The sequence below is a fragment of the Amycolatopsis sp. PS_44_ISF1 genome (assembly GCF_032335455.1).
Classification (GTDB): Bacteria; Actinomycetota; Actinomycetes; order Mycobacteriales; family Pseudonocardiaceae; genus Amycolatopsis.
Window position 1 is genome coordinate 2,760,483 of sequence record NZ_JANUXO010000001.1, and the last position, 19,046, is coordinate 2,779,528.

The following is a 19,046-nucleotide window of genomic DNA, read 5'->3' on the forward strand; positions in this document are numbered from 1 at the left end:
GCAAGGGACAGTGGCGGGCGGCTCAGTGCGGATTCAGGCGGGCTTCTCGGTGCGGCGCAGGGTGAGCAGCGTGATCTCGTTCGGCGCGAACACGCGGAACGGCGGGCCCCAGAAGCCGGAGCCGCGGCTGTTGTACAGCTGGGTGCGTTCGCCGTGGCGGGTGAGGCCGGAGAGGGTGGGCTGGTCGAGGCGGACCAGGAGGTGGAACGGCCAGATCTGGCCGCCGTGGGTGTGCCCCGAGATCTGCAGGTCGACGCCGGCCTCGCTGGCCCCGGTCACCTGCTTCGGCTGGTGGGCCAGCAGCACGACCGGCATTCCCGGGTCCGCGCCGGACAGCGCGGCGGGCAGGTCGGGGCCATGGCCGGGGAGCCCGGAAGCCGCGCCGGTCGGGTCGTCGATGCCCGCGAACAGCACCCCGTCGCCGCCGCGCTCCACGACGGTGCTGCGGTTGTGCAGCGCGTCCCAGCCGAGGGAGGTCATGTGGTCGAGCCAGCCCTGGGCCTCGCCGAAGTACTCGTGGTTGCCGGTGATGTAGAACCGGCCCATCCCGGCCTGGACGCCGCCGAGCGGGTCGACCTGCTTGCGGCGCCGGGCCACCGATCCGTCCGCGAGGTCACCGGCGTGGCAGACGACGTCGGCCTGCAGCCGGTTCAGCTCGGCCACCAGCCGCTCGGACCACCTCGTGCGGTCGATCGGCCCGTAGTGCGTGTCGGTGATCACCGCGACGCGCAGCCCGTCGACCCCGGCGCCCAGCCGCGGGATGACCACGTCGACCTCCCGGACCGGCGGCACGCGCATCGCGATCCGGTGGCCCGTCACGAGCAGGACCGCCGAAACGACGAGCACCGCCCCCGCGACGATCCGCGGCCGCGCCGGATCGTCCACACCGGACAGAGCCAGCGCCAGCCGCAGCACGTGACCGAGCACGCTCCAGGTGAACAGCACCCAGATCGAACCGAGCAGCACATCGCCGGCGCGGGCGGCCGCGTCGCTCTGCGCCGGCCCGTGGCCGCGGAACATCAGGAGCGGCAAGCCGGCCATCGCCGCCGCGAACAGCACGGTGCCGACGACGGTGCCCGCGACCGGCCAGCCCGGCAGCAGCACGAGCACCGACCACGGCTCGCCGAACAACAGGAGCAGGGCGGCCACCAGCGCGGCGGCCCGGCGAACTCGACGCATCACAGTGGTCATCCCTCGTCGATCGGACCTGGACCACCCAGCGTAGCCGGATTCGCCGACTGACGACCCGATGGGCGGTTGGTCCTCGAGCGCAGGTGATCACGGTCGCGCACGGGTTGCGCCGGTTTCGGAGTCCGCGCTGGGCTTGGGCGATTTGGGCACGGGCGTTGAGACGGAGGGCTGCGCAAGGTCTCCGCCCGCTTCGCCGGGGTTGACGGCGCGCCGATCGGCACGGCGGACGGCCATGAGTTCGGCAAGCCGGAGAAGCTGCCCGGCGAATCCTTGAGCGCGGAGCGGGAGAATATTGCCGTCGCGGCCAAGGACCGCTGTGGCGCCTCGCCCATCCGCAGCTCGGTGACCGCGAGCGGTCCCGACCGCCGGACTCCGGTCCGTTCCTTGACCGGACCGTCCGTTGGCGGATGCGCTTCCCGGACGACGTCACGCCGGTGGAGGAGATCTTGCGCGGGCTGGGATCTGTTGTCGGTCACCAAGATCCTGCTCATTGGCCCGTCGAATTCCTCCGGCCTGCGACCACGTCGGCCCCAGCTCGGTCGGCCCCGGTTCGTTCGGCCACTGTGGAATCCGGCCTTCAGCGAACCCGGCTCTCGGCGCCACTTGATCTCCGGCGCTCGCTACACCCCGTCCGCCATCCGGTCGACCAAGCCAGTCTGGGCCCTGTCTGGTCCTTGACCTGCCTTCGCCCACTCATTTCGAACCGACTCCAGGCGTCGGGGTTGTGGCGAGTCGGTGGGGCGGCTGGCGTATCGCGGGTGCAGCGCCTGGCGTGCTTGCGGGTGGGGTGGTTAGGGGGTATGCCGGGTTTCAAGGTGATGAGGAGGTGCGCGTGAGTGTGAGGTGATCAAGGGGTGTGCTGGGCTGTGAGGTGGCCAGGGGCGTCCTTGGGTCCGAGAGGGTCAGGGGTGAGGTGGTCGGGGTCGTCTTTGCGGCCGGGTTCGTTGGGGGCTGTGAGGTGGCTGGCGTCGTCCCTCGGGTCCGGGGTGGTCGGGGTGTTAGGTGGCCTGGGGCGTCCTTGGGTCCGTGAGGGGCAGGGGTGAGGTGGTCGAGGTGTCTTGAGGGCGGGGTTGGTCGGGGGGTGAGGTTGCTGGGGTTGATCTCGAGTTTGGGGTTGGTCGGGGGGTATGGGGTGGCTGGTGTCGTCCTTGGGTCTGGATCGGTCGGGGGTGTCAGGTGGCCGGGGTGTCCTTGGGCCGAGTTGGTCAGAGGTGCGAGGTGGTCGAGGGGCTTCTTGGCGCGCGGAAGGGGCAGGGGGTGGGGCGGGGAGATGAGCGGGTCAGGGGGCGGCGGCCGGAGTTGCGGCGGTGGTGGGGGTGGTTCGCGGGTTGCCGGAGGTGGGGGTGAGCCAGCGCCACTCGGGAGAGCCGGGCTTCATCACGTCGGCGGCCAGGTGGGCCTGGTGCGGAGTCAGGTAGCCGCCGAGTGCGGCCATTTCCGCGGCCGTGCCGAGGTCGATTTCGCCGCTCTGCAGGGCTTTGGCGGTCTCCGGCAGGTCTTCGGCCAGGGTGGTGGCGAGGGCGGTCATGGCGGCGATCTCGGTGGTGGACAGGGCGAGGCGGCGGGTGACTTCGGTGGTCTGGCGGGGTGGTTTCATGGTTGCTATGATATCGAACAGGTGAGCGAATGTGCAGTCGCTTGATGGGGTGAACGGTCGACGGTGTCCATTGTGGATCGACGGGCGGCGTGGGGAGAACCAGGGCGCGGAGTCAGCGAGCCGTGGCGGGAAGCTGGTGGGGTGCCCGGATGAGAGCCGTCCCAGTCGGAAGAGACTGGGTGGTCACTCGCGGCCGGTGCGCCACTGCTCGACCGTCTCTTCGACGTCCAGGGGTACGACGGTCAGCGGTGGTCCGACCTGGGGGCGGCGGTGGGCGTCCCGGATGCGGTCGTTCAGGTCTTCGAGGATTTCGCGGACGCGGCGTTCCGTGCGCGCCCTGGCCAGCTTCGCCGGTAGGTCCTGGACTTCCCGGGGCAAGGCGAGGGAAGGCGGCAGCAGGTCGATCGCGGGCAGGTCGTCCTCGGCCAACCGGCGCACGACCCAGTCGGTGGCGCTGTCCCGGCCGGTGGGCTTCGGCAGGGGCTTTCCGGCGCCGGGCAGGTTTTCGAATTCGCCGCGTTGCTCCGCGGCCGCGATCTGCCGGTCCACCCAGGACCCGAAGGACGCGCCGATCGGTTTGCGCTCGGTCACCGCAACCACCTCCACCTCGGAATTCACGATAACCGGGTGTGGTCCGCGGCGGATGGGTCCAAGGTCCCGGATCGGCCGTGCCCGGCCGGAGCCGGTGTGGGATCTCGAACGCCTCGGCCTGCTCGCGCCCAGACAGTCGAGCCGGGCCAGCCGGTTCCCCCGCGGTCGCGCTTGCTCACACGGTGAATTCGACGCCGGTCAGCCGCTCGGAGAGCTGCCACAGCCGGGCGGCCTTCTCGGGGTCGCGGTCGGCGGCGACGGCTCGCTGCCGCACCGGGCGGCCCACGCCGGCGAACCTCGGGCCGTAGTACTCGCCGCCCCGGGCCGACGGGTCGGTGGCCGCGCGCACGGCGGGCCAAGCGCCGTGGTGCTCGCCCTGCGTGATCGGTGAGAAGCGCGCCGGTGACGGCTCGCTGATGCCTTCGCGCCGCGGGCTCGCGCCGTCGAGGCACAGCCCGGGATGGGCGAGGACACAGTGGACGTCCACATCGGACGCGCGTAGCCGCCGGTCCAGTTCGAAGCCGAAAGAGGCCACGGCGTGCTTGGAAAGTCCGTACGCCCGGAACTGCGAGTACCCGCGCTCGCTCGACAAGTCGTCGAGGTCGAACTTCACCAGCAGTGAGATGAGGCTGCCGATCGGGACCACCCGGCTACCGGGCGTCGCCTTCAGCACCGGCATGGCCAGCGCGGTCAGCGCGAAGTGACCCAGGTGGTTCGTGCCCAGGGCCAGTTCGAAGCCCTGCTCGGTGGTCTGCCGGGTGCGGCCGGGAGAGGTCGTGCCCGCGTTTTCGATCAGCGCGTCGAGCCGCCCCAGCCCGGCGAGGGCCTCGGCCGCCGACGCCACCGAATCGAGGTCGGCCAGGTCCAGCGGGAGGGTGCTCAGCCGCGCCGCGGCGCCGGACTGACCGCGGATGGAATCCACGGCGGTGCGCAGGCGCCCGGGGTCGCGGCCGAGGATGACCACGTGCGCGCCGGCCGCGGCGAGCTGCTCGGAGATGAAGTAGCCGATGCCGGAGTTGCCCCCGGTCACCGCGTAGGTCCGGCCGGACAGGTCGGGCGGCGACCCGGGGTTCCAGGACACGATCCCTCCGGTGCTTCGAGGTTTCGGACCGTCCGAACTATAGGGAGGTTCGCACCGGGGCGCGCGGCTCAGCCGGCCAGCGCCGCCGCGATCGAGTCGGCGATCGGCGTGGTCGGGCGTCCGATCAGGCGGGACAGCTCGCCCGGGGTGCCGGCGAGGCGGCCCCGGCTGATGGCGGCGTCCACGTCCACGAGCACGGCGGCGAAAGCGGGCGGCAGTCCGGCCGCGGTGACCAGGATCTTCTCGTTCTCTTCCGGGCTCACCGAGTGGTGCGCGACCGGCTGCCCGCTCTGGCGGGTGAGCTCGGCGGCGAACTCCGGGAACGTCCACGCCGTGTCGCCGCTCAGCTCGTACGCGACGTTCAAGTGCCCTTCGGTGCGCAGCACGACCGACGCCGCGGCGGCGTAGTCCGCACGCGAAGCGCTGGCGATACGGGCCTCCGGTGAGACGCCGTTGGTGACAGCGCCCTGCGCGATCCGGTCGGCGAGGCCGGCGGTGTAGTTCTCGTGGTACCAGTTGTTGCGCAGGAAGGTGTGCGGCAGACCGGAAGCGAGCACCAGGTCCTCGGTGACGCGGTGCTCGTCGGCGAGGGTGAAGTCCGCCTTCGGGCCGCCGAAGATGCCGGTGTACGCGAGGTGCGCGACGCCCGCGGCCTTCGCGGCGTCGATCACGGCCGTGTGCTGCGGGACGCGCTTGCCGATCTCCGAACCGGAGATCAGCAGCACGCGGTCGCCCGGGGCGAACGCGCCCTCGAGCGTTTCCGGCCGGTCGTAGTCGGCGACGTGCACGTGGACGCCCAGCCCGGCGGCCTTCTCCTCGTCGCGCACCACAGCGGTGATGTCGTCCGGCGCGACGCCCGCCGCCAGCAGGTCCGCAACGACGAGCCGGCCGAGCCGGCCGGTGGCCCCGGTGATGACGATGCTCATGAGTGCTCCTCGGGATGAGTGAACGGTCTTCGCTCACCCTAAGAGAGCCACTCTCCGGAAGAAAGCAGGCACTTCGAGGTAAGTAACCGCCTGAGCGGTAGAAGGAGTGCTCAGCCGGCCGGTGTCGTGGTGGTCGCCGGGGCGGAGCCACCCGAGTCCGCCGGGGCGCCCGAAGAGGTCGTGGCCGGGCTGCTCGGCGTGGTCGGGGTGGTCGAGCTGGTCGGGGTGGTGGAACTGGACGGGCTGGACGGCTTCGTGCTGCCGCTGGTGGGCGTGGTCGGGGTGGTGGAGCCGCTCGGGCTGGTCGAGGGGGAGGTCGGGGCGCCGCTGGTCGGCGTCGTGCTGGTCGTCGGCGACGAAGACGGCGGCGTGACCGACGGCGGCGCCGGCTGCGTGACCGGGGGCGCCGGGTCCCCGCCCGGGCTGCCCGCGGCGGCGTCGACCGCGCCCGGCCCCGGCGGTGCGCCGATCGGGACCTGGCTGTCCGGCAGGGTCGAGACCCCGCCGCGGTACGCCGCGGCGTAGGCCATCACGGTGTCTACATAGGACTGGGAATTGTTGTACCGGCGCACGGCCAGCCGCTGCATCTGGTCGCTGGACAGGTCCAGCCCGCCGGAGCAGAGGTACCGCGCGGTGGCCAGCGACTCGTCGTAGATGTTGTTCGGGTCGGCGACGCCGTCTCCGTTGCCGTCGGAGGCGTAGCCGCTCCAGGTCGACGGGATGAACTGCATCGGGCCGACGGCGCGGTCCCACGCGCGGTCACCGTCGTAACGACCGCCGTCGGTGTCGCGGATCGCGGCGAACGCGCCGGCGCCGTTGAGCACCGGGCCCAGGATCGGCTCCAGGGTGTTGCCGCGGCTGTCCACGTAGCCGCCGCGCGCGTGGTTCGACTCGATGCGGCCGATGGCGGCGATCAGCGCCCAGTCGAGGTGGCAGCCGGGCTGCTCCTCGGCCATGATGGCGGCCGCGTTCTGGTAGGCCTTGAGCACGCTGCCGGGGATGCCGAGCGGCCCGGACAGGGCCGAGGACCCGCTGCCGGCCCGGGCGCCGGGCACCACCAGCGGCTGGGGGACCGGCGGCTGCGGCAGGCTCCCGTCCACGGCCAGCGGCGGGAGCGGGAGGTCCGGCGGGAACAGCGGGGCGGCCAGCGCCGGCCGGCCGGCACCCAGCGGGTGCTGCACGGCGAGGGGGATCGGCAGGCCGGACGCGGTGATCGTCGGCAGCACGATCAGTGCGCCACCCGCGAGGGCGGCGGCCGTCCGGTGCCGGACCGAGAACCCGCGCTCCGGGCGTGGCCGGTATTTCGGCATGTGGTCACTCCCCGTCTGTTGGACCTGCACCGCCCGCCAAGCTAGCCGATACCGACGGGATTGGGTGAGGGACCGGGCGGAATTTGTCCGGGACGGTCAAGTTTCGTCCATCTGGCATAAATCCATCGTCGGTCGACTGTCGTTTTCGCTGGATTTTTCACGAAGGTTTCACGGGGAACTTGGTGCTGGTCGCCGCCCCGCACCGGGCCCGGCCGGGCTGGGGATCAGAGGGTGGGCCCGAAGCGTCGCCGGTACTCCGAAGGGCTCAGCCCGGTGTGCCGTCGCAACTGGGCGCGGAGGTTGGCGGCCGTGCCGAAGCCGCTGGCCGACGCGATGTGGTCGAGGCGCGGCTCGCCGCGTTCGATCAGCAGGCACGCGAGCGTGACGCGCTCGGTGGTCAGCCAGGACAACGGGGTCGTGCCGAGTTCCGCGCGGAAGCGCCGGTGCAGAGTGGCCGCGCTCGTCGCGGCGCGGTCGGCCAGCTCGGCGACCGTCAGGGCGCGGTCCAGGTTCGCCCGGGCCCACTCCAGCACCGGCGCGAGCGAGGTGTCGGGCACCGCGGGCACCGGCCGGGCCACGAACTGGCGCTGGCCGCCGTCCCGTTGCCCGGCGAAGACCAGCCGGCGGCTGACGGCGTTCGCGACCTCCGCGCCGTGGTCGCGCTGGATCAGGTGCAGGCCCAGATCGAGGGCGGCGGCGCTGCCGGCGGCGGTGAGCACGACGGTGCCCGCCGTGACGTCCTCCACGAACAGGATGTCCGGTTCCAGCCGCACCTCGGGGTACCGGGCCGTGAACTCCGCCGCCCAGCGCCAGTGCGTGGTCGCCCGGCGTCCGTCCAGGACACCCGCCTCGGCGAGGGTGAACGCGCCGGTGCAGAAGCTCATCAGCCGCGCGCCCCGCTGCGCCGCCCGCCGGATCGACGCCACCACCTCGGGGTGCGCGGGCACCTGCGGGTCCGGGCGGTTCGGCACGATCACCGTGTCCGCCGCGTCGACCGCGTCCAGGCCCGCGACGCCGGACAGGGTGAACATCCCCAGGTGCATGGTCACTTCCGGGCTCGGGGCGGCGAGGGTGAACTCGTACCACGGCCGGTCGAGCTCCGGCCGGCGCAGCCCGAACAGCTCGGTGGCCACGCCCATTTCGAACGGGTTCGAGCCGTGGTCCACCACCATCGCCACCCGGTGCGAGGATTGTTGCGGCATCTGCGATTCCTAGCACTCCCGGAGCGGGATGACCAGGCGCGAAGATCGAGTGCATGAGCGAAAACCCCCTCAGCCTGCAGTCCGTCCTCGACGGTTTCGACGCCGTGTGGAGCCCTCGCATCGTCGCCGCCGTGAACGACTACGACGTCCGCCTGGCCCGCTTCGCCGGTGAGCACGTGTGGCACGTCCACCAGGACACCGACGAGTTCTTCCTGGTCCTCGACGGTGAGATCGAGATCGGCCTGCGGGAGCCCGCGGGCGAGCGCGTGGTCACCATCGCGCGCGGCTCGGTCTTCGTGGTCCCGCGCGGCACCTTCCACAAGCCGTCTTCGAAGGCGGGCGCGGTGGTGCTGCTGGTGGAGCCGACCGGCACGCTCTCGGTGGGCGACGAGCACGACGAGGTGCCCGGACACGTGGACGTGACCGTCGGACATCGGCTCTGATCAGCCCGTTCATCTGCTGGGTTTCACCGTGAGACGGCGTACCCTCGGCGCCATGAAACGGACTTCCTTCGCGCAGTGGCCGTGCTCCATCGCGAGGACCATGGACCTGCTCGGGGACTGGTGGACGCCGTTGGTGCTGCGCGACGCGTTCTACGGCGTCACGCGCTTCGACGAGTTCCAGCAGGCGCTCGGCATCGCCCGCAACACGCTGGCCGACCGCCTCCGCCGGCTGGTCGACGAGGGGCTCATGGAGAAGCGTCCGTACCAGACCGAACCGGTGCGGCACGACTACGTGCTGACCGAGAAGGGCGCGGACTTCTGGAGCGTGCTCGCGGCGATGACCGCGTGGGGCGACCGCTGGCTCGCCACCGAGGCCGGTCCGCCGATCACCATGCAGCACAAGGCTTGCGGGCACGAGACGCACGCCGAAGTGGTGTGCGCGGAATGCGGGCAGCGGCTCACCGCGCAGGAGACGCGGATGCATCGCGGCCCCGGCTTCCCGGAGCGGATCGCGCACCGTCCGGACGTCGAGGAGCGGTTCGCCCGGCAGGAAGCCTAGGAAGGGCGCAGCCGGACCGGGGCGCGCGGCGTTGACAAGGTGAGTCTTATCAAGCAACTATCGTGATCGGCGGTACTTCGACCCCCGGAGGAGGCGGATCACGATGGAGTGGACCGGCGCGCGGTACGCGGATCAGCCCACGGTCGAGGCCACGATCTGGATCAGCGGCGGGCCCGAGCGCGTGTGGCCGCTCGTGTCCGACATCCGGCTGATGCCGTCGATGAGCCAGGAGTTGCAGTCCGCCGAGTGGTGCGACGGCGCTTCCGGTCCGGGGCTGGGCCACGCGTTCCTCGGCCGCAGCAAGCACGACGCGCTCGGCGAGTGGCAGACCAAGTCGTACGTCGTCGAGTACGAGCAGCCCCGGGTGTTCGCCTGGGCCGTGGGGGACCGGGACAACCCGGCGTCGACCTGGCGCTTCACGCTGGAGCCGGAGCGCGGGGGCACCCGGCTCGTCCAGTGGGCCCGGCTCGGCCCGGCGCGCTCCGGCCTGTCCTACGCGATCGACCGCAGGCCGGACCAGGAGCAGAAGATCGTCTTCGTCCGCCTGCGCGAGTGGGAAAAGGCCATGACCGCGACCGTCGCCGCCGTCAAGGACCGGGTCGAGGCCGGTCGCTGATGCGGACGGCGACGACCGTCGAAGCGTCCGCGGGCTGGGCGGACACGCTGGATTTCGTGGTGGAAGCGGAAAAGCTCGGCCTGGACGGGTGCTGGGTCGCCGAGGCCTGGGGCGCCGACGCGCCGTCCGTGCTCGGTTACCTCGCCGGGCGCACGCGACGGCTCCGGCTCGGCTCCGGGATCATCCAGCTCGGCACCCGCACGCCCGTCGCCATCGCGCAGACCGCGCTGACCCTGGCCGACCTGTCCGGCGGCCGGTTCTCGCTCGGCCTCGGACCCTCGGGCCCGCAGGTGATCGAGGGACTGCACGGCGTGCCGTTCGCGAAACCGCTCACGCGGATGCGCGAGACGGTCGAGATCATCCGCCGGGCCTTCGCCGGGGAGAAGATCTCCTTCTCCGGCAAGGCTTTCGAGATCCCGTGGCCGGGAGAGGCGCGGCCGATGCGGCTGTCGACGAAGCCGAACGAGGACATCCCGATCTACCTGGCCTCGCTCTCGCCGAGGCTGCTGGAGCTGACCGGCGAGATCGCCGACGGCTGGCTGGGCACCAGCTTCGTGCCCGAGGGCGCGAGCGCCTACTTCGGACCCATCGACGCCGGGCTCGCGAAGTCCGGCCGGACGCGCGCGGATCTGGACGTCTGCCAGGGTGCCGAAGTCGCGTTCGCCGCCGACGAGGGTGAGCTGCGCACGATGGTGGGCGGCCGCAGGAAAGAGCTGGCCTTCTCACTCGGCGGCATGGGCTCGGCCGGCACCAACTTCTACAACGACGCGTACAGCCGCCAGGGCTGGGCCGAGGTCGCGGCCGAGGTCCGTGAGCGCTGGCTGGCCGGCGACCGGGCCGGCGCGACCGCGCTCGTCACCGACGAGATGGTGCTGGGCACGACGTTGATCGGCACCGAGGCCATGGTCCGCGAGCGGCTGCGCATTTGGCGTGACGCCGGTGTCGACACCGTCCGCCTGTACCCCTCGGGCGACACGCTCGACGCGAAGCTCACCACTCTGGGCCGGGCGCTGGACCTCGTGCGGCAGGTCGGCTGAACGCCGGTGCGCTCAGTTGACCTGCCGCTCCTGGTGCTCCCAGAACGGCCGGCGCAGCTTGAACTTCTGGATCTTGCCGGTCGCGGTGCGGGGCAGCTCGTCGAGGAATTCCACCCGTTTCGGGCACTTGTACCCGGCCAGGTGACCGCGGCAGTGGGTGATCAGGTCCTCGGCCGTGACCGGGGAACCGTCGGTGACCACGAGGGCGGTGACCAGCTCGCCCCACTTCTCGTCCGGGATGCCGATCACCGCGACCTCGCGGACGGCCGGGTGCGAGGAGAGCGCGTCCTCCACCTCGATGGACGAGACGTTCTCGCCGCCGGTGATGATCACGTCCTTCTTGCGGTCGGCGATGGTGAGGTAGCCGTCGGTGTAGGAGCCGCCGTCGCCGGTGTGGAACCAGCCGCCCTCCTGCACGCGGGCGGTCTCCTCCGGGTTCTCCCAGTAGCCGTCGAGGTTGGTGTTGGACTGGACCAGCACCTCGCCGTCGGTGTCGATCGACACCCGCGTGCCCAGCGCGGGCGCGCCGGCCCGGCCGAGCCGCTTGGCCTGCTCGTGCGGGTCGAGGTCCGCCCATTCGCTGCGGAACCGGTTGACCGTGAGCAGCGGCGAGGTCTCGGTCAGGCCGTAGATCTGGATGAACTCCCAGCCCAGCTCGGCCCGCACCCGTTCGATGGTGCGGGTCGGCGGCGGCGCTCCGGCCACCACGATCCGCACGCGGTCGCGGCCGGGCACCTCGCCCTCCCACTTCGCCGCGCCGTCGAGCGCGGCCGTGACGACCGCGGGCGCGGCGCACAGGATCGTGACGCCGTGGTCCTCGATGCGCCGGAGGATTTCGGTGCCGTCCACCTTGCGCAGCACGATGTGCCGTCCGCCGAGGCCGGTGACGGCGTAGGGCATGCCCCAGCCGTTGGCGTGGAACATCGGCAGGGTGTGCAGCAGCACGTCGTTGTCGTTCAGCGTGGTGTGCAGGCCGAACACGGCGGCGTTCAGCCACAGGTTGCGGTGCGTGAGCTGGACGCCCTTGGGCCGCGCGGTGGTGCCGGAGGTGTAGTTCAGGGTGGCGGTGGCGGACTCGTCGCCCGCCCACGGCCGGGGCTCGCCCTCGCCGCCGAAGATCGGCTCGTCGTGCTCGCCCAGCACGTACCGGTGTTTCGCGGTGACGCCGTCGAGCAGCGGTTCGAGCTCCGGGTCGATCATGACCACCTCGGCCCCGGAGTGCTCGACGATGTAGCGCACCTCCGCGGCGGCGAGCCGGAAGTTCACCGGCACCAGCACCCGTCCCCAGCCGGAGACCCCGAAGAACGACGTCAGCAGCCGCGCGGAGTTGTGCGAAACGATCGCGACGCGCCCGCCCACCGGCACGCCGAGCGCGTCGAGGTTGGCGGCCTGCGCCTTCGCGCGGCGAGCCAGCTCGCGGTAGGTGAGCCGGCCCCACGACGCGGCGGGCTGGACGGGTTCGTCCACCACCGCGATCCGGTCCGGGTAGACCGACTCCGCGCGGTCGAGGAAGTCGCGGACGCCGAGGTCGTAGAACACGTGCCGGTCCCTTCACTACGGGTGGGCAGCACCGCCCACGGGGGGGATGATGACCGGTCGCCGGTCGGGCCGGCCACCCCACAAAGGGGGTGGCCGGTCAGTCCAGCAGGCCCGCCGCGCGGGCCCGGTTCACCGCTTGGATCCGGTTCGAGGCGTCGAGCTTGCGCATCGCGTGCTTGAGGTAGGACTTCACCGTGCCGGGCTGCAGGCCGAGGCTGGTGGAGATCTCGTCGTTGGTGCGGCCGGCGCTCACCAGGCGCAGGACGTCGAGTTCGCGCGGGGAAATCCGGAAGCTGCTGTCGCCGTTGCCGTCTTCGCCGGCTTCGTGGGCCAGGCGCCGGCACAGGCCGAGCAGCCGGTCGCGGGCTTCTAGGTCGCGCACCGAGCCGGCGATGGAGAGCAGTTCGGCCAGCAGCTCCCGCTGTTCGCCGGATCGCCGCCGGCCGTGTTCGCCCGGGGGCCCGCCGGCCTCGGCCGCGATGCGGCGGCGGACCTCCTCCTCCACCTCGATGTCGCGTTCCAGCCGCGCGGCCACCGCGCTCGCCGCGTGCAGCACCCGATCGCCGAACGTGATCGAATCCCGTGTCGCGGCGTACAGCACCGCGCGCGTCGACGCACCGACGCGAACCGGCAGCGCGAGCACGGCCCGAAGCTGCTCGGGCGCCACGGCCCGGTCGTACTTGTGCGTGATGCCCTGCGCGCTGAGGTAGTCGACCACCGTGGACGGCCGCCGCAGCGCCACGGCCTTCCCCCCGAGCCCGGCGCCGGTGTCGACGCGCAGGTGCTGGAGCGAGCGCGTCGCCGTGCCGCGCAACTGGTCGATCACCAGGGCCCGCGAACCGGCCGACACGGGGCCGCCCATCGCGACGGGCAGCCCGGTCGCGCGCTGGAGCGCCAGCAGCGCGCCGGCGACCAGGGGGCTGGCCGCCAGCGTGATCCGGCCCGATGACGTCATGGGCACCGTCCTCGCCTCGCTCGACCTGCGGTGGGGATGCACGCTACGCCGTCCGTCGCAATCGGACCACGGGTGTGGTTCGGTGACGGGGTGGACGCTCCGGACTTCGACTCCGTCGCCGAGTCCCTCTACGCGGGGGAGCCCGGCGAGTTCGTCGCGGCCCGCACCGAGGCCGCCCGGGCCGCCACGACCGCCGGCGACCGCGAGCTGGCGGCCCGCATCCGCGCCCTGCGCAAGCCGACCCGCGCGGCCTTCTTCGTGAACCGCCTGGCCGGTGCGGCTTCGCTGAGCGAGCTGGCCGCCTTGGGCACCCGCCTGCGGGAGGCCCACACCAACCTCGCGGGCGCCGAACTGCGCGAGCTGGCCCACCGCCGCCACGAGCTGGTCCGCCGGATCATGACCCAGGCTGCGGGCCTCAGCGAGCCCGTCGCCCGCGAAGTGGAGGAGACCCTGGAGGCGGTGGTCGCGGACCCGTCGGTGGCCGAGCTGGCCCTGGCCGGTCGTCTGACGTCGATGGTGCAGCCGGACACGGACCAGTGGCTGTCCCTGCCGGTCTCGGCGCCGAAGCCGAAGACGTCCAAGCCCGACCGGCCGTCACCGGCGAAGCACGCTTCCCGCTCCACGGAACGGAAAAAGGCGGAAAAGGACCGCGAGGCCCTAGCCCGCCGCGAGGAACGACGCCGCGAAGCCGCAACCACCCAGCGCGAACGCGCCGACGCCGAACGCGCCCTGACCCGCGCGGAACGCGCAGCCGAGCAGTCCGACGCCCGCGTAGCCGACCTCCGCACCCGCCTCGCCGAGGCGGAAACCCGCGCCACCCAGGCCGCCGCCGACCTCGAAGCCGCCCGCACCGCTTTCACGGCAGCGGACCAAGCAGCGAAAAAGGCCGCTGCCGCTCTCGAGTAGCGGCGGAGCTGGTGACGGTCGTCAACCTCGTTGATCACCGAGGCGTCGCGGACTCAACCCAAGCTCCCCGCCGACGTCGGCCCGCGCTCGCGACGAGGGCACCGTCGGCCACCGCGGGTTCGCCGGGCCGGAGTCACGGGCGTTTCGAAACGGCGTCGGTCAGGTCACGGGGACCAGGCCGGATCACAGCGAGCGCACCACCTTCGCCGGGGCGCGCGTGCCCGCGATGCTGGCCACCATCTCGACCACCTGCCGCGTCTCGCGCACCTGGTGCGCGCGGAACATCGCGGCCCCGTGCAGCGCGGCCACCGCCGTCGCCGCGAGGGTCCCGGTCACGCGCTCGCCGACCGGCACGTCCAGGGTCTCGCCGATCACGTCCTTGTTCGACAGCGCCATCAGCACCGGCCAGCCGGTCGCGGTCAGTGCCTCGACGTTGCGCAGCAGCTCCAGCGACTGGTAGGAGTTCTTCCCGAAGTCGATGCAGGGGTCGATCATGATGCCCGCGCGCGGCACCCCCCGCTCCAGCGCCCGCTCGGCCAGCGCGGTGGTGCCCTCGACCACGGCCGCGACCACGTCTTCGTACTCGGGCCGGACGGCTTCCGTGCGCGGGCGCAAACCGTTGGTGTGCGCGCAGATGTAGCCGGCGCCGTGCTGGGCGGCGACGTCCAGGATCTCCGGCTCGACGGCGGCCCAGTTGTCGTTGACCAGGTCCGCCCCGGCGCGGCAGACCGCGTCCGCCACCTCGGCGCGGTAGGTGTCGACGCTGATCACCAGTTCGGGGAAGGTCTCGCGGGCCCAGGCCACGGCCGGCACGACGCGGCTGATCTCCTCCGCCACGGTGACCTCGGGACCCTTGCCGGCGGGCACCCCGCCGATGTCGACGAGGTCCGCTCCCTCGGCGCGCGCCCGGCGGATGGCCTCCTGCGCGCGCTGCTCGTCGAAGGTGGCGCCGTTGTCGTAGAACGAATCGGGCGTGCGGTTGACGATGGCCATCACCAGCGCGCGATCGCTGGTGAGGCGTCGGCCTCGGAAGACGAGGTCGGGCGTCTTCAATGTGCTCTCCCGTGCCGGTGCGTCGGTCCCCGCGATCATAGGCGGGGGCACGACGTCGTCGTGGCCGGCAGGTGGCGGGCGGCGGGGCCGGAGGCCACCTGCGTGCGGGCCTTCGACCGGCTCAGGAGGCGAGGGCCTCGTTGACGGCGTGGAATTCGTGGGACGTGCGGGTGGCGGAGAACTCGATCACGGTGTAGCGCGCGAGGCGCTGGAGGACGAACGGATCGGTGGCGAGCACGGCGTCCAGCTTGCCGCGTAGGCACGGCCGGGTGAGGATGACCTGGTCGGTCTCCCCGTTCCCGTTTCAGGAAACCAGGAACAAGCCGTGCGAAAAGTGGCTCCGCATCCATTCGGCGTGTTCCGGAAGCGCGTAGTCGACTTCGTTTCGAGGGGCTGTGTAGTTCAGCAGGGCTATGTACATGACTTCAGCGTAGAACTCCGGCGCCCACCTGGCATCCTCCTCCCGAGTGTCGCCGCGCACCCGCAAAGTCAGCATTCGGTCAATGGCTCCGGAATTCCTTTACCCGAGCTTTTTGATCCCCTTTCGACCGGGCCGGCGTACGTCGATCTGCGTACACCGGTGTCGACCCCGGCACGACGACGAAACGTGGCCGGGTCGCCAGACTCGGCGGCATGACTCCGATCGAGACGGCCGTGGGCCGGATCTGGCGCGACGGCCGGCCGGTCGAGCGCGCCGCGTACGTGGTGGGCGCCGTGCTCTTCGCCGGCGGACTGGTGAACGCCGTGGTGCTGCTGGTTTCCGGTGGCACCTGGCTCGGGCCGGTCTCGTTGCGCAAAGCGGTCACCTTCGGGTTGTCGTTCGGCCTCACTCTGGCGACGGTCGCGTGGGCGACTTCGTACCTGACGGTTCGCGGCCGGACCGCGCTGCTCGGCTCGTTCCTCTTCGCCTGCGTGGCCGAAGTCGCGCTGGTGACCGTGCAGGCGTGGCGCGGCGTTCCGTCCCATTTCAATTTCGAGACCGGCGTCGACACGGCCGTTTCCCTGACCCTCGCCGCCGGCGGCGGGGTGATCGTGCTGGCCGGGCTGGGCTTCACCGTCGCCGCTTTCCGGTCCCCGGGGGCGATGCCGCCGAGCCGGCGGGTGGCCGTGCGCTTCGGCCTGCTGGTGCTGGTGCTCGCGCTGGCGACCGGCGCGGTGATGATCGCGCGTGGCGTCGGCGAGGCCCGCGGCGGTGACCCGCAGTCGGCGTACACCACGGCGGGCGCGCTGAAGCCGCTGCACGCCGTGGCCATGCACGCGATCCTGGTGCTGCCCGGGCTCGCTTGGCTGCTGGGGTTCACCGGCTGGTCCGAACGCCGGCGGCTCCGGCTGGTGTGGCTCGCCGTTCTCGCGGACACCGTGCTGACGGTGGTCATCGGAATCGAGGCCTTTGCCGGAATTCCGCCTTTCGCGGCGCCGCTCGTGTGCACCGGGTTGTCGGCCGCCGCCTTCGTCGTTCTCGCCGGCACCGGCGTTCTGGCGTTGTTTTCCGCACTTCGCGGAAAAGAACCCGGCTATTTCCGGTCCAGCAATGCCTGAACGGCTTCGACGAGGGTGCGCCGCCGGGCGGACCGGGCCTCGGGCAGCCTCGGGCCGAGTTCCGGGTTCGTGGTGTGCCAGGCCGCGGACAGGGCCTGGACCAGGACGAGCCACTGCACCGGCGAGTGCTGCCCCGGCACCTCGCCCGACCGCTGGGCGCGGCCGATCTCGCCCAGCCGGACGTCGTTCGCCTCGGCGACGGCGCGCAGGTGCTGGTCGGCGGGCCGTTCGAGCCGGTACCAGGTGGACAGTCGCAGCGTTTCGGGATGGTCCTCGTAGTAGTCGAACGCGCGCCCGGTGTAACCGGCGAGGTCGGCGGCATCGAACGGCACGGCGGTGAAGAACGCCGTCGTCGCGTCGGCGAAGACGACGTCGAAAAGCTGCTCCTTGCTGCCGAAGTAGGAGTAGATCATCGCCTTGTTGCACTCCGCGGCGGCAGCGATCCGGTCGACGCGCGCGCCCGCGATGCCGTGTGCGGAGAATTCGCCGGTGGCGGCCTCGAGGAGTCGTCGTTTCGTCTGTTCCGCGTCACGGGCCATGTCGGCCAGGCTAGCGACCAACCGGTCAGTGGGTTGGTTGGCCGGGCCGGTCGATCGGGGTGGTGGACCGCGTCACGACCAGCCCCAGCCCTGCGTGAAGCAGCCCGCCAGGTAGAGGTCGACGCGGTCGGCGAACCGGCCCAGGTCCCGGCCGGTCAGGTCCGAAATCCGGCTCACGCGGTAGCGCAGGGTGTTCACGTGCAGGTGCAGCGCCGCGGAGGTCTGCGTCCAGGAGCCCGAGTGCTCCAGGAAGGCCTTGAGCGTGCGCAGCAGCTCGGAGCCGTGCGCGGTGTCGTAGGCCAGGAGCGGGCCGAGGACCTTGTCGCCGAACGAGCGGCGCAGGTCCTCCGGGACGGCGGCGAGCAGCAGCAGGTGGGACGCGACCTCGTCGCCGGCCAGCACGTTCGCGCGGCCCGGGGAAAGCGCCGCGAGCGTCCGCGCGTGCCGGGCTTCCTGGATGCCCGCGCCCAGGCCGGCCGCGTCCGGCGCGCGGCTCAGCCCGATGGACAGGCGAGCCGAGCCCAGGGCCGGCTCGACGGCGCGGACGGCCTCGCGCAGGTGCGCGGCCACGCGGTCGAGCCGCAGGAAAGCGGGGAACAGGCCGAAAGTCTCGCCGTCCACGGTGCCGACCAGGGTCGGCCCGGTCACGGCGGCCAGCAGCTCCTGCACCAGCGCCGGGGTCAGGCCGGGGCCGCCGCCCGCGACCTCGGCGGACAGCGCCACCAGCTGGACCTGTGCGGGGAACTCCGCCGCCGCGAGCCGGGACGCGAGCTCGGCCGTCGGCGAGCCGGACAGGGCCAGCCGCAGCACGGGCTCGGCCGCGCGGTTCTCGATGCGCTTGGTCTCGTCGACGCGCGCCCGCTCCAGCCCGATCAGCGGCGCCAGCTCCGAGGCCAGCTCGCGCCGCCACGACGGCCACGCCGAGCAGTCCCCGTCGACCACCAGGAACCAGCTCGCCACCCGGTGCCCGGACCGGCTCGCCGCGGCCACCAGGGTGAGGGGACCGGCCGGGCCGCGGGTGCCCGGCGGGGTGTGCTCGCGGACCGGGGCGCCGGCCGGGTCCGGGCCGGGGGTGTGGTCGCCGGTGGATGGGGCGGCGGGGTGCCGGCCGGGTGGGTGGTCGGCGGTGGATGGGGCGGCGGGGTGCCGGCCGGGTGGGTGGTCGGCGGTGGATGGGGCGGCGGGGTGCCGGCCGGGTGCTCGGTCGGTAGCGGGTGGGGCGGCCGGTTTCGGACCGGCCGCGCGCCCATCGGTGTTCGCGGTGTTCGAGGGCCTAGGGGGCGGCTCGCCGGGGTCGAGTTCGCCCGGGCGGGTCCCCTCCACCGTCAACGGCAGCCGTTCCGCCCGCAGGAAGCGCCGGGCCAGCAGCGCGCGCCGCGGCGCCGGCAAGGTGTCCGGTCCGGCGATCAGCCGGCCCGTCGCGCTCAGGACCCAGCAGTCCGCCGCCAGTTCCGCCGCGCCCGCGGCGACCAGGGCCGGCAGCCCCCGGCCTTCCGTCACGGCCGCGATCAGCCGGCGGTGCGAGTCCTGGGCCGGGGCGTCGCGCTCGGCGGCCAGGCCGAGGATCACGCGTTCGGTCACCGTCGCGAAGGACACCGAGAGTGGGACTTCGAACAGGGGCAGCCCGACCCGGCGGCACGAGTTCACCAGGTACTCCGGCACCGGGCCGCTGACCTCGGCCGTGCCCGCGCCCAGCGCGACCACGCCCGCGGCGGCGAGGGTGCCGACGAACTGGTCCGCGTCCGCGGGGTCGGGCAGCCAGCGCAGTCCGCACAGGACGATCTCACCGCCGTCCAGGTAGCGGGTCGGGTCCTGCAGGGTCGCCTGGAACACGCGGTCGAACTCGCGGTCCAGCGAGTCGGCCCCGGCCAGCAGGGTCAGCCCGAGCCCCGGGGTGTCCAGCAACGCACCGAGCCGCACCCGCGCACCCCCTTCCGGACTCCGTCCCCCCAGTACCGCACA

18 protein-coding genes and 1 pseudogene are annotated in these 19,046 nt (G+C 72.4%); 6 read left to right on the forward strand and 13 right to left on the reverse strand.

The window, feature by feature from the left end; all coding sequences use genetic code 11:
• Nucleotides 1–33 precede the first annotated feature (33 nt).
• From NYF13_RS12670 to NYF13_RS12700, 7 genes are all read right to left on the reverse strand, one after another.
• Entirely contained in the window at nucleotides 34–1,179 is a 1,146-nt protein-coding gene (locus NYF13_RS12670) for a metallophosphoesterase (RefSeq protein ID WP_315656486.1), read from the reverse strand.
• A 1,291-nt stretch (nucleotides 1,180–2,470) separates the two neighbouring features.
• Nucleotides 2,471–2,788 (reverse strand): DUF222 domain-containing protein, encoded by a 318-nt coding sequence (locus NYF13_RS12675; RefSeq protein WP_315656487.1) that lies wholly within the window; start codon nucleotides 2,786–2,788, stop codon nucleotides 2,471–2,473.
• 183 nt (nucleotides 2,789–2,971) lie between these two features.
• Entirely contained in the window at nucleotides 2,972–3,379 is a 408-nt protein-coding gene (locus NYF13_RS12680) for a DUF1992 domain-containing protein (RefSeq protein ID WP_315656489.1), read from the reverse strand.
• A gap of 175 nt (nucleotides 3,380–3,554) precedes the next feature.
• Entirely contained in the window at nucleotides 3,555–4,460 is a 906-nt protein-coding gene (locus NYF13_RS12685; protein ID WP_315656490.1) for an SDR family NAD(P)-dependent oxidoreductase, read from the reverse strand.
• Nucleotides 4,461–4,528: 68 nt separating this feature from the next.
• Nucleotides 4,529–5,386 carry an NAD(P)H-binding protein gene (locus NYF13_RS12690; RefSeq protein ID WP_315656492.1) on the reverse strand — a complete coding sequence of 286 codons (858 nt, stop codon included), beginning with the start codon at nucleotides 5,384–5,386 and terminating at the stop codon, nucleotides 4,529–4,531.
• Between the two features lie 110 nt (nucleotides 5,387–5,496).
• Nucleotides 5,497–6,696, reverse strand: coding sequence for a lytic murein transglycosylase (locus NYF13_RS12695; RefSeq protein WP_315656493.1), 1,200 nt, complete (start codon nucleotides 6,694–6,696; stop codon nucleotides 5,497–5,499).
• A 224-nt stretch (nucleotides 6,697–6,920) separates the two neighbouring features.
• Complete coding sequence (locus tag NYF13_RS12700; RefSeq protein ID WP_315656495.1) at nucleotides 6,921–7,898, reverse strand: helix-turn-helix domain-containing protein; 978 nt, start codon at nucleotides 7,896–7,898, stop codon at nucleotides 6,921–6,923.
• A gap of 53 nt (nucleotides 7,899–7,951) precedes the next feature.
• Between NYF13_RS12700 and NYF13_RS12705 the strand changes: the two genes are divergently transcribed.
• The 4 genes from NYF13_RS12705 (at nucleotide 7,952) to NYF13_RS12720 (ending at nucleotide 10,553) form a co-directional block, all read left to right on the forward strand.
• Nucleotides 7,952–8,341 (forward strand): cupin domain-containing protein, encoded by a 390-nt coding sequence (locus NYF13_RS12705; protein ID WP_315656496.1) that lies wholly within the window; start codon nucleotides 7,952–7,954, stop codon nucleotides 8,339–8,341.
• A gap of 52 nt (nucleotides 8,342–8,393) precedes the next feature.
• Nucleotides 8,394–8,900 (forward strand): helix-turn-helix domain-containing protein, encoded by a 507-nt coding sequence (locus NYF13_RS12710; protein ID WP_315656497.1) that lies wholly within the window; start codon nucleotides 8,394–8,396, stop codon nucleotides 8,898–8,900.
• Between the two features lie 103 nt (nucleotides 8,901–9,003).
• Nucleotides 9,004–9,516 (forward strand): SRPBCC family protein, encoded by a 513-nt coding sequence (locus tag NYF13_RS12715; protein WP_315656499.1) that lies wholly within the window; start codon nucleotides 9,004–9,006, stop codon nucleotides 9,514–9,516.
• Nucleotides 9,516–10,553 carry an LLM class flavin-dependent oxidoreductase gene (locus tag NYF13_RS12720; RefSeq protein WP_315656500.1) on the forward strand — a complete coding sequence of 346 codons (1,038 nt, stop codon included), beginning with the start codon at nucleotides 9,516–9,518 and terminating at the stop codon, nucleotides 10,551–10,553. Before NYF13_RS12715 ends, NYF13_RS12720 begins: the two co-directional genes overlap by 1 nt.
• Nucleotides 10,554–10,565: 12 nt before the next feature.
• On the opposite strand, the gene NYF13_RS12725 is transcribed toward NYF13_RS12720, so the two are convergent.
• Nucleotides 10,566–12,092, reverse strand: coding sequence for an AMP-binding protein (locus NYF13_RS12725; protein WP_315656502.1), 1,527 nt, complete (start codon nucleotides 12,090–12,092; stop codon nucleotides 10,566–10,568).
• Nucleotides 12,093–12,189: 97 nt separating this feature from the next.
• Nucleotides 12,190–13,047, reverse strand: a complete 858-nt coding sequence (locus NYF13_RS12730; RefSeq protein WP_315656504.1) for a LuxR C-terminal-related transcriptional regulator — start codon at nucleotides 13,045–13,047, stop codon at nucleotides 12,190–12,192.
• A 90-nt stretch (nucleotides 13,048–13,137) separates the two neighbouring features.
• On the opposite strand from NYF13_RS12730, the gene NYF13_RS12735 reads away from it, so the two are divergent.
• Nucleotides 13,138–13,953, forward strand: coding sequence for a hypothetical protein (locus NYF13_RS12735; RefSeq protein WP_315656505.1), 816 nt, complete (start codon nucleotides 13,138–13,140; stop codon nucleotides 13,951–13,953).
• A gap of 183 nt (nucleotides 13,954–14,136) precedes the next feature.
• On the opposite strand, the gene folP is transcribed toward NYF13_RS12735, so the two are convergent.
• Both folP and NYF13_RS12745 read right to left on the reverse strand, forming a co-directional pair.
• Nucleotides 14,137–15,006 carry a dihydropteroate synthase gene (gene folP, locus NYF13_RS12740; protein WP_315656506.1) on the reverse strand — a complete coding sequence of 290 codons (870 nt, stop codon included), beginning with the start codon at nucleotides 15,004–15,006 and terminating at the stop codon, nucleotides 14,137–14,139.
• A 121-nt stretch (nucleotides 15,007–15,127) separates the two neighbouring features.
• Nucleotides 15,128–15,427, reverse strand: a pseudogene (locus tag NYF13_RS12745) (YciI family protein).
• Between the two features lie 212 nt (nucleotides 15,428–15,639).
• Here NYF13_RS12745 and NYF13_RS12750 point away from each other — a divergent pair.
• Nucleotides 15,640–16,545 (forward strand): hypothetical protein, encoded by a 906-nt coding sequence (locus NYF13_RS12750; protein ID WP_315656507.1) that lies wholly within the window; start codon nucleotides 15,640–15,642, stop codon nucleotides 16,543–16,545.
• Here NYF13_RS12750 and NYF13_RS12755 read toward each other — a convergent pair.
• Both NYF13_RS12755 and NYF13_RS12760 read right to left on the reverse strand, forming a co-directional pair.
• Complete coding sequence (locus NYF13_RS12755) at nucleotides 16,521–17,084, reverse strand: TetR family transcriptional regulator (protein WP_315656508.1); 564 nt, start codon at nucleotides 17,082–17,084, stop codon at nucleotides 16,521–16,523. The genes NYF13_RS12750 and NYF13_RS12755 overlap by 25 nt on opposite strands.
• Nucleotides 17,085–17,156: 72 nt before the next feature.
• On the reverse strand, nucleotides 17,157–19,004 hold the full coding sequence (locus NYF13_RS12760) for a helix-turn-helix domain-containing protein (RefSeq protein WP_315656509.1): 1,848 nt from the start codon (nucleotides 19,002–19,004) through the stop codon (nucleotides 17,157–17,159).
• Nucleotides 19,005–19,046 lie beyond the last annotated feature (42 nt).

Excerpts from the sequence above, each read along its gene's own strand:
- NYF13_RS12670 (WP_315656486.1), bottom strand. The coding sequence starts at position 1,179 with ATGCGTCGAGTTCGCCGGGCCGCCGCGCTGGTGGCCGCCCTGCTCCTG.
- NYF13_RS12675 (WP_315656487.1), bottom strand. The coding sequence starts at position 2,788 with ATGAAACCACCCCGCCAGACCACCGAAGTCACCCGCCGCCTCGCCCTG.
- NYF13_RS12690 (WP_315656492.1), bottom strand. The coding sequence starts at position 5,386 with ATGAGCATCGTCATCACCGGGGCCACCGGCCGGCTCGGCCGGCTCGTC.
- NYF13_RS12695 (WP_315656493.1), bottom strand. The coding sequence starts at position 6,696 with ATGCCGAAATACCGGCCACGCCCGGAGCGCGGGTTCTCGGTCCGGCAC.
- NYF13_RS12700 (WP_315656495.1), bottom strand. The coding sequence starts at position 7,898 with ATGCCGCAACAATCCTCGCACCGGGTGGCGATGGTGGTGGACCACGGC.
- NYF13_RS12705 (WP_315656496.1), top strand. The coding sequence starts at position 7,952 with ATGAGCGAAAACCCCCTCAGCCTGCAGTCCGTCCTCGACGGTTTCGAC.
- NYF13_RS12710 (WP_315656497.1), top strand. The coding sequence starts at position 8,394 with ATGAAACGGACTTCCTTCGCGCAGTGGCCGTGCTCCATCGCGAGGACC.
- NYF13_RS12715 (WP_315656499.1), top strand. The coding sequence starts at position 9,004 with ATGGAGTGGACCGGCGCGCGGTACGCGGATCAGCCCACGGTCGAGGCC.
- NYF13_RS12720 (WP_315656500.1), top strand. The coding sequence starts at position 9,516 with ATGCGGACGGCGACGACCGTCGAAGCGTCCGCGGGCTGGGCGGACACG.
- NYF13_RS12730 (WP_315656504.1), bottom strand. The coding sequence starts at position 13,047 with ATGACGTCATCGGGCCGGATCACGCTGGCGGCCAGCCCCCTGGTCGCC.
- NYF13_RS12750 (WP_315656507.1), top strand. The coding sequence starts at position 15,640 with ATGACTCCGATCGAGACGGCCGTGGGCCGGATCTGGCGCGACGGCCGG.
- NYF13_RS12755 (WP_315656508.1), bottom strand. The coding sequence starts at position 17,084 with ATGGCCCGTGACGCGGAACAGACGAAACGACGACTCCTCGAGGCCGCC.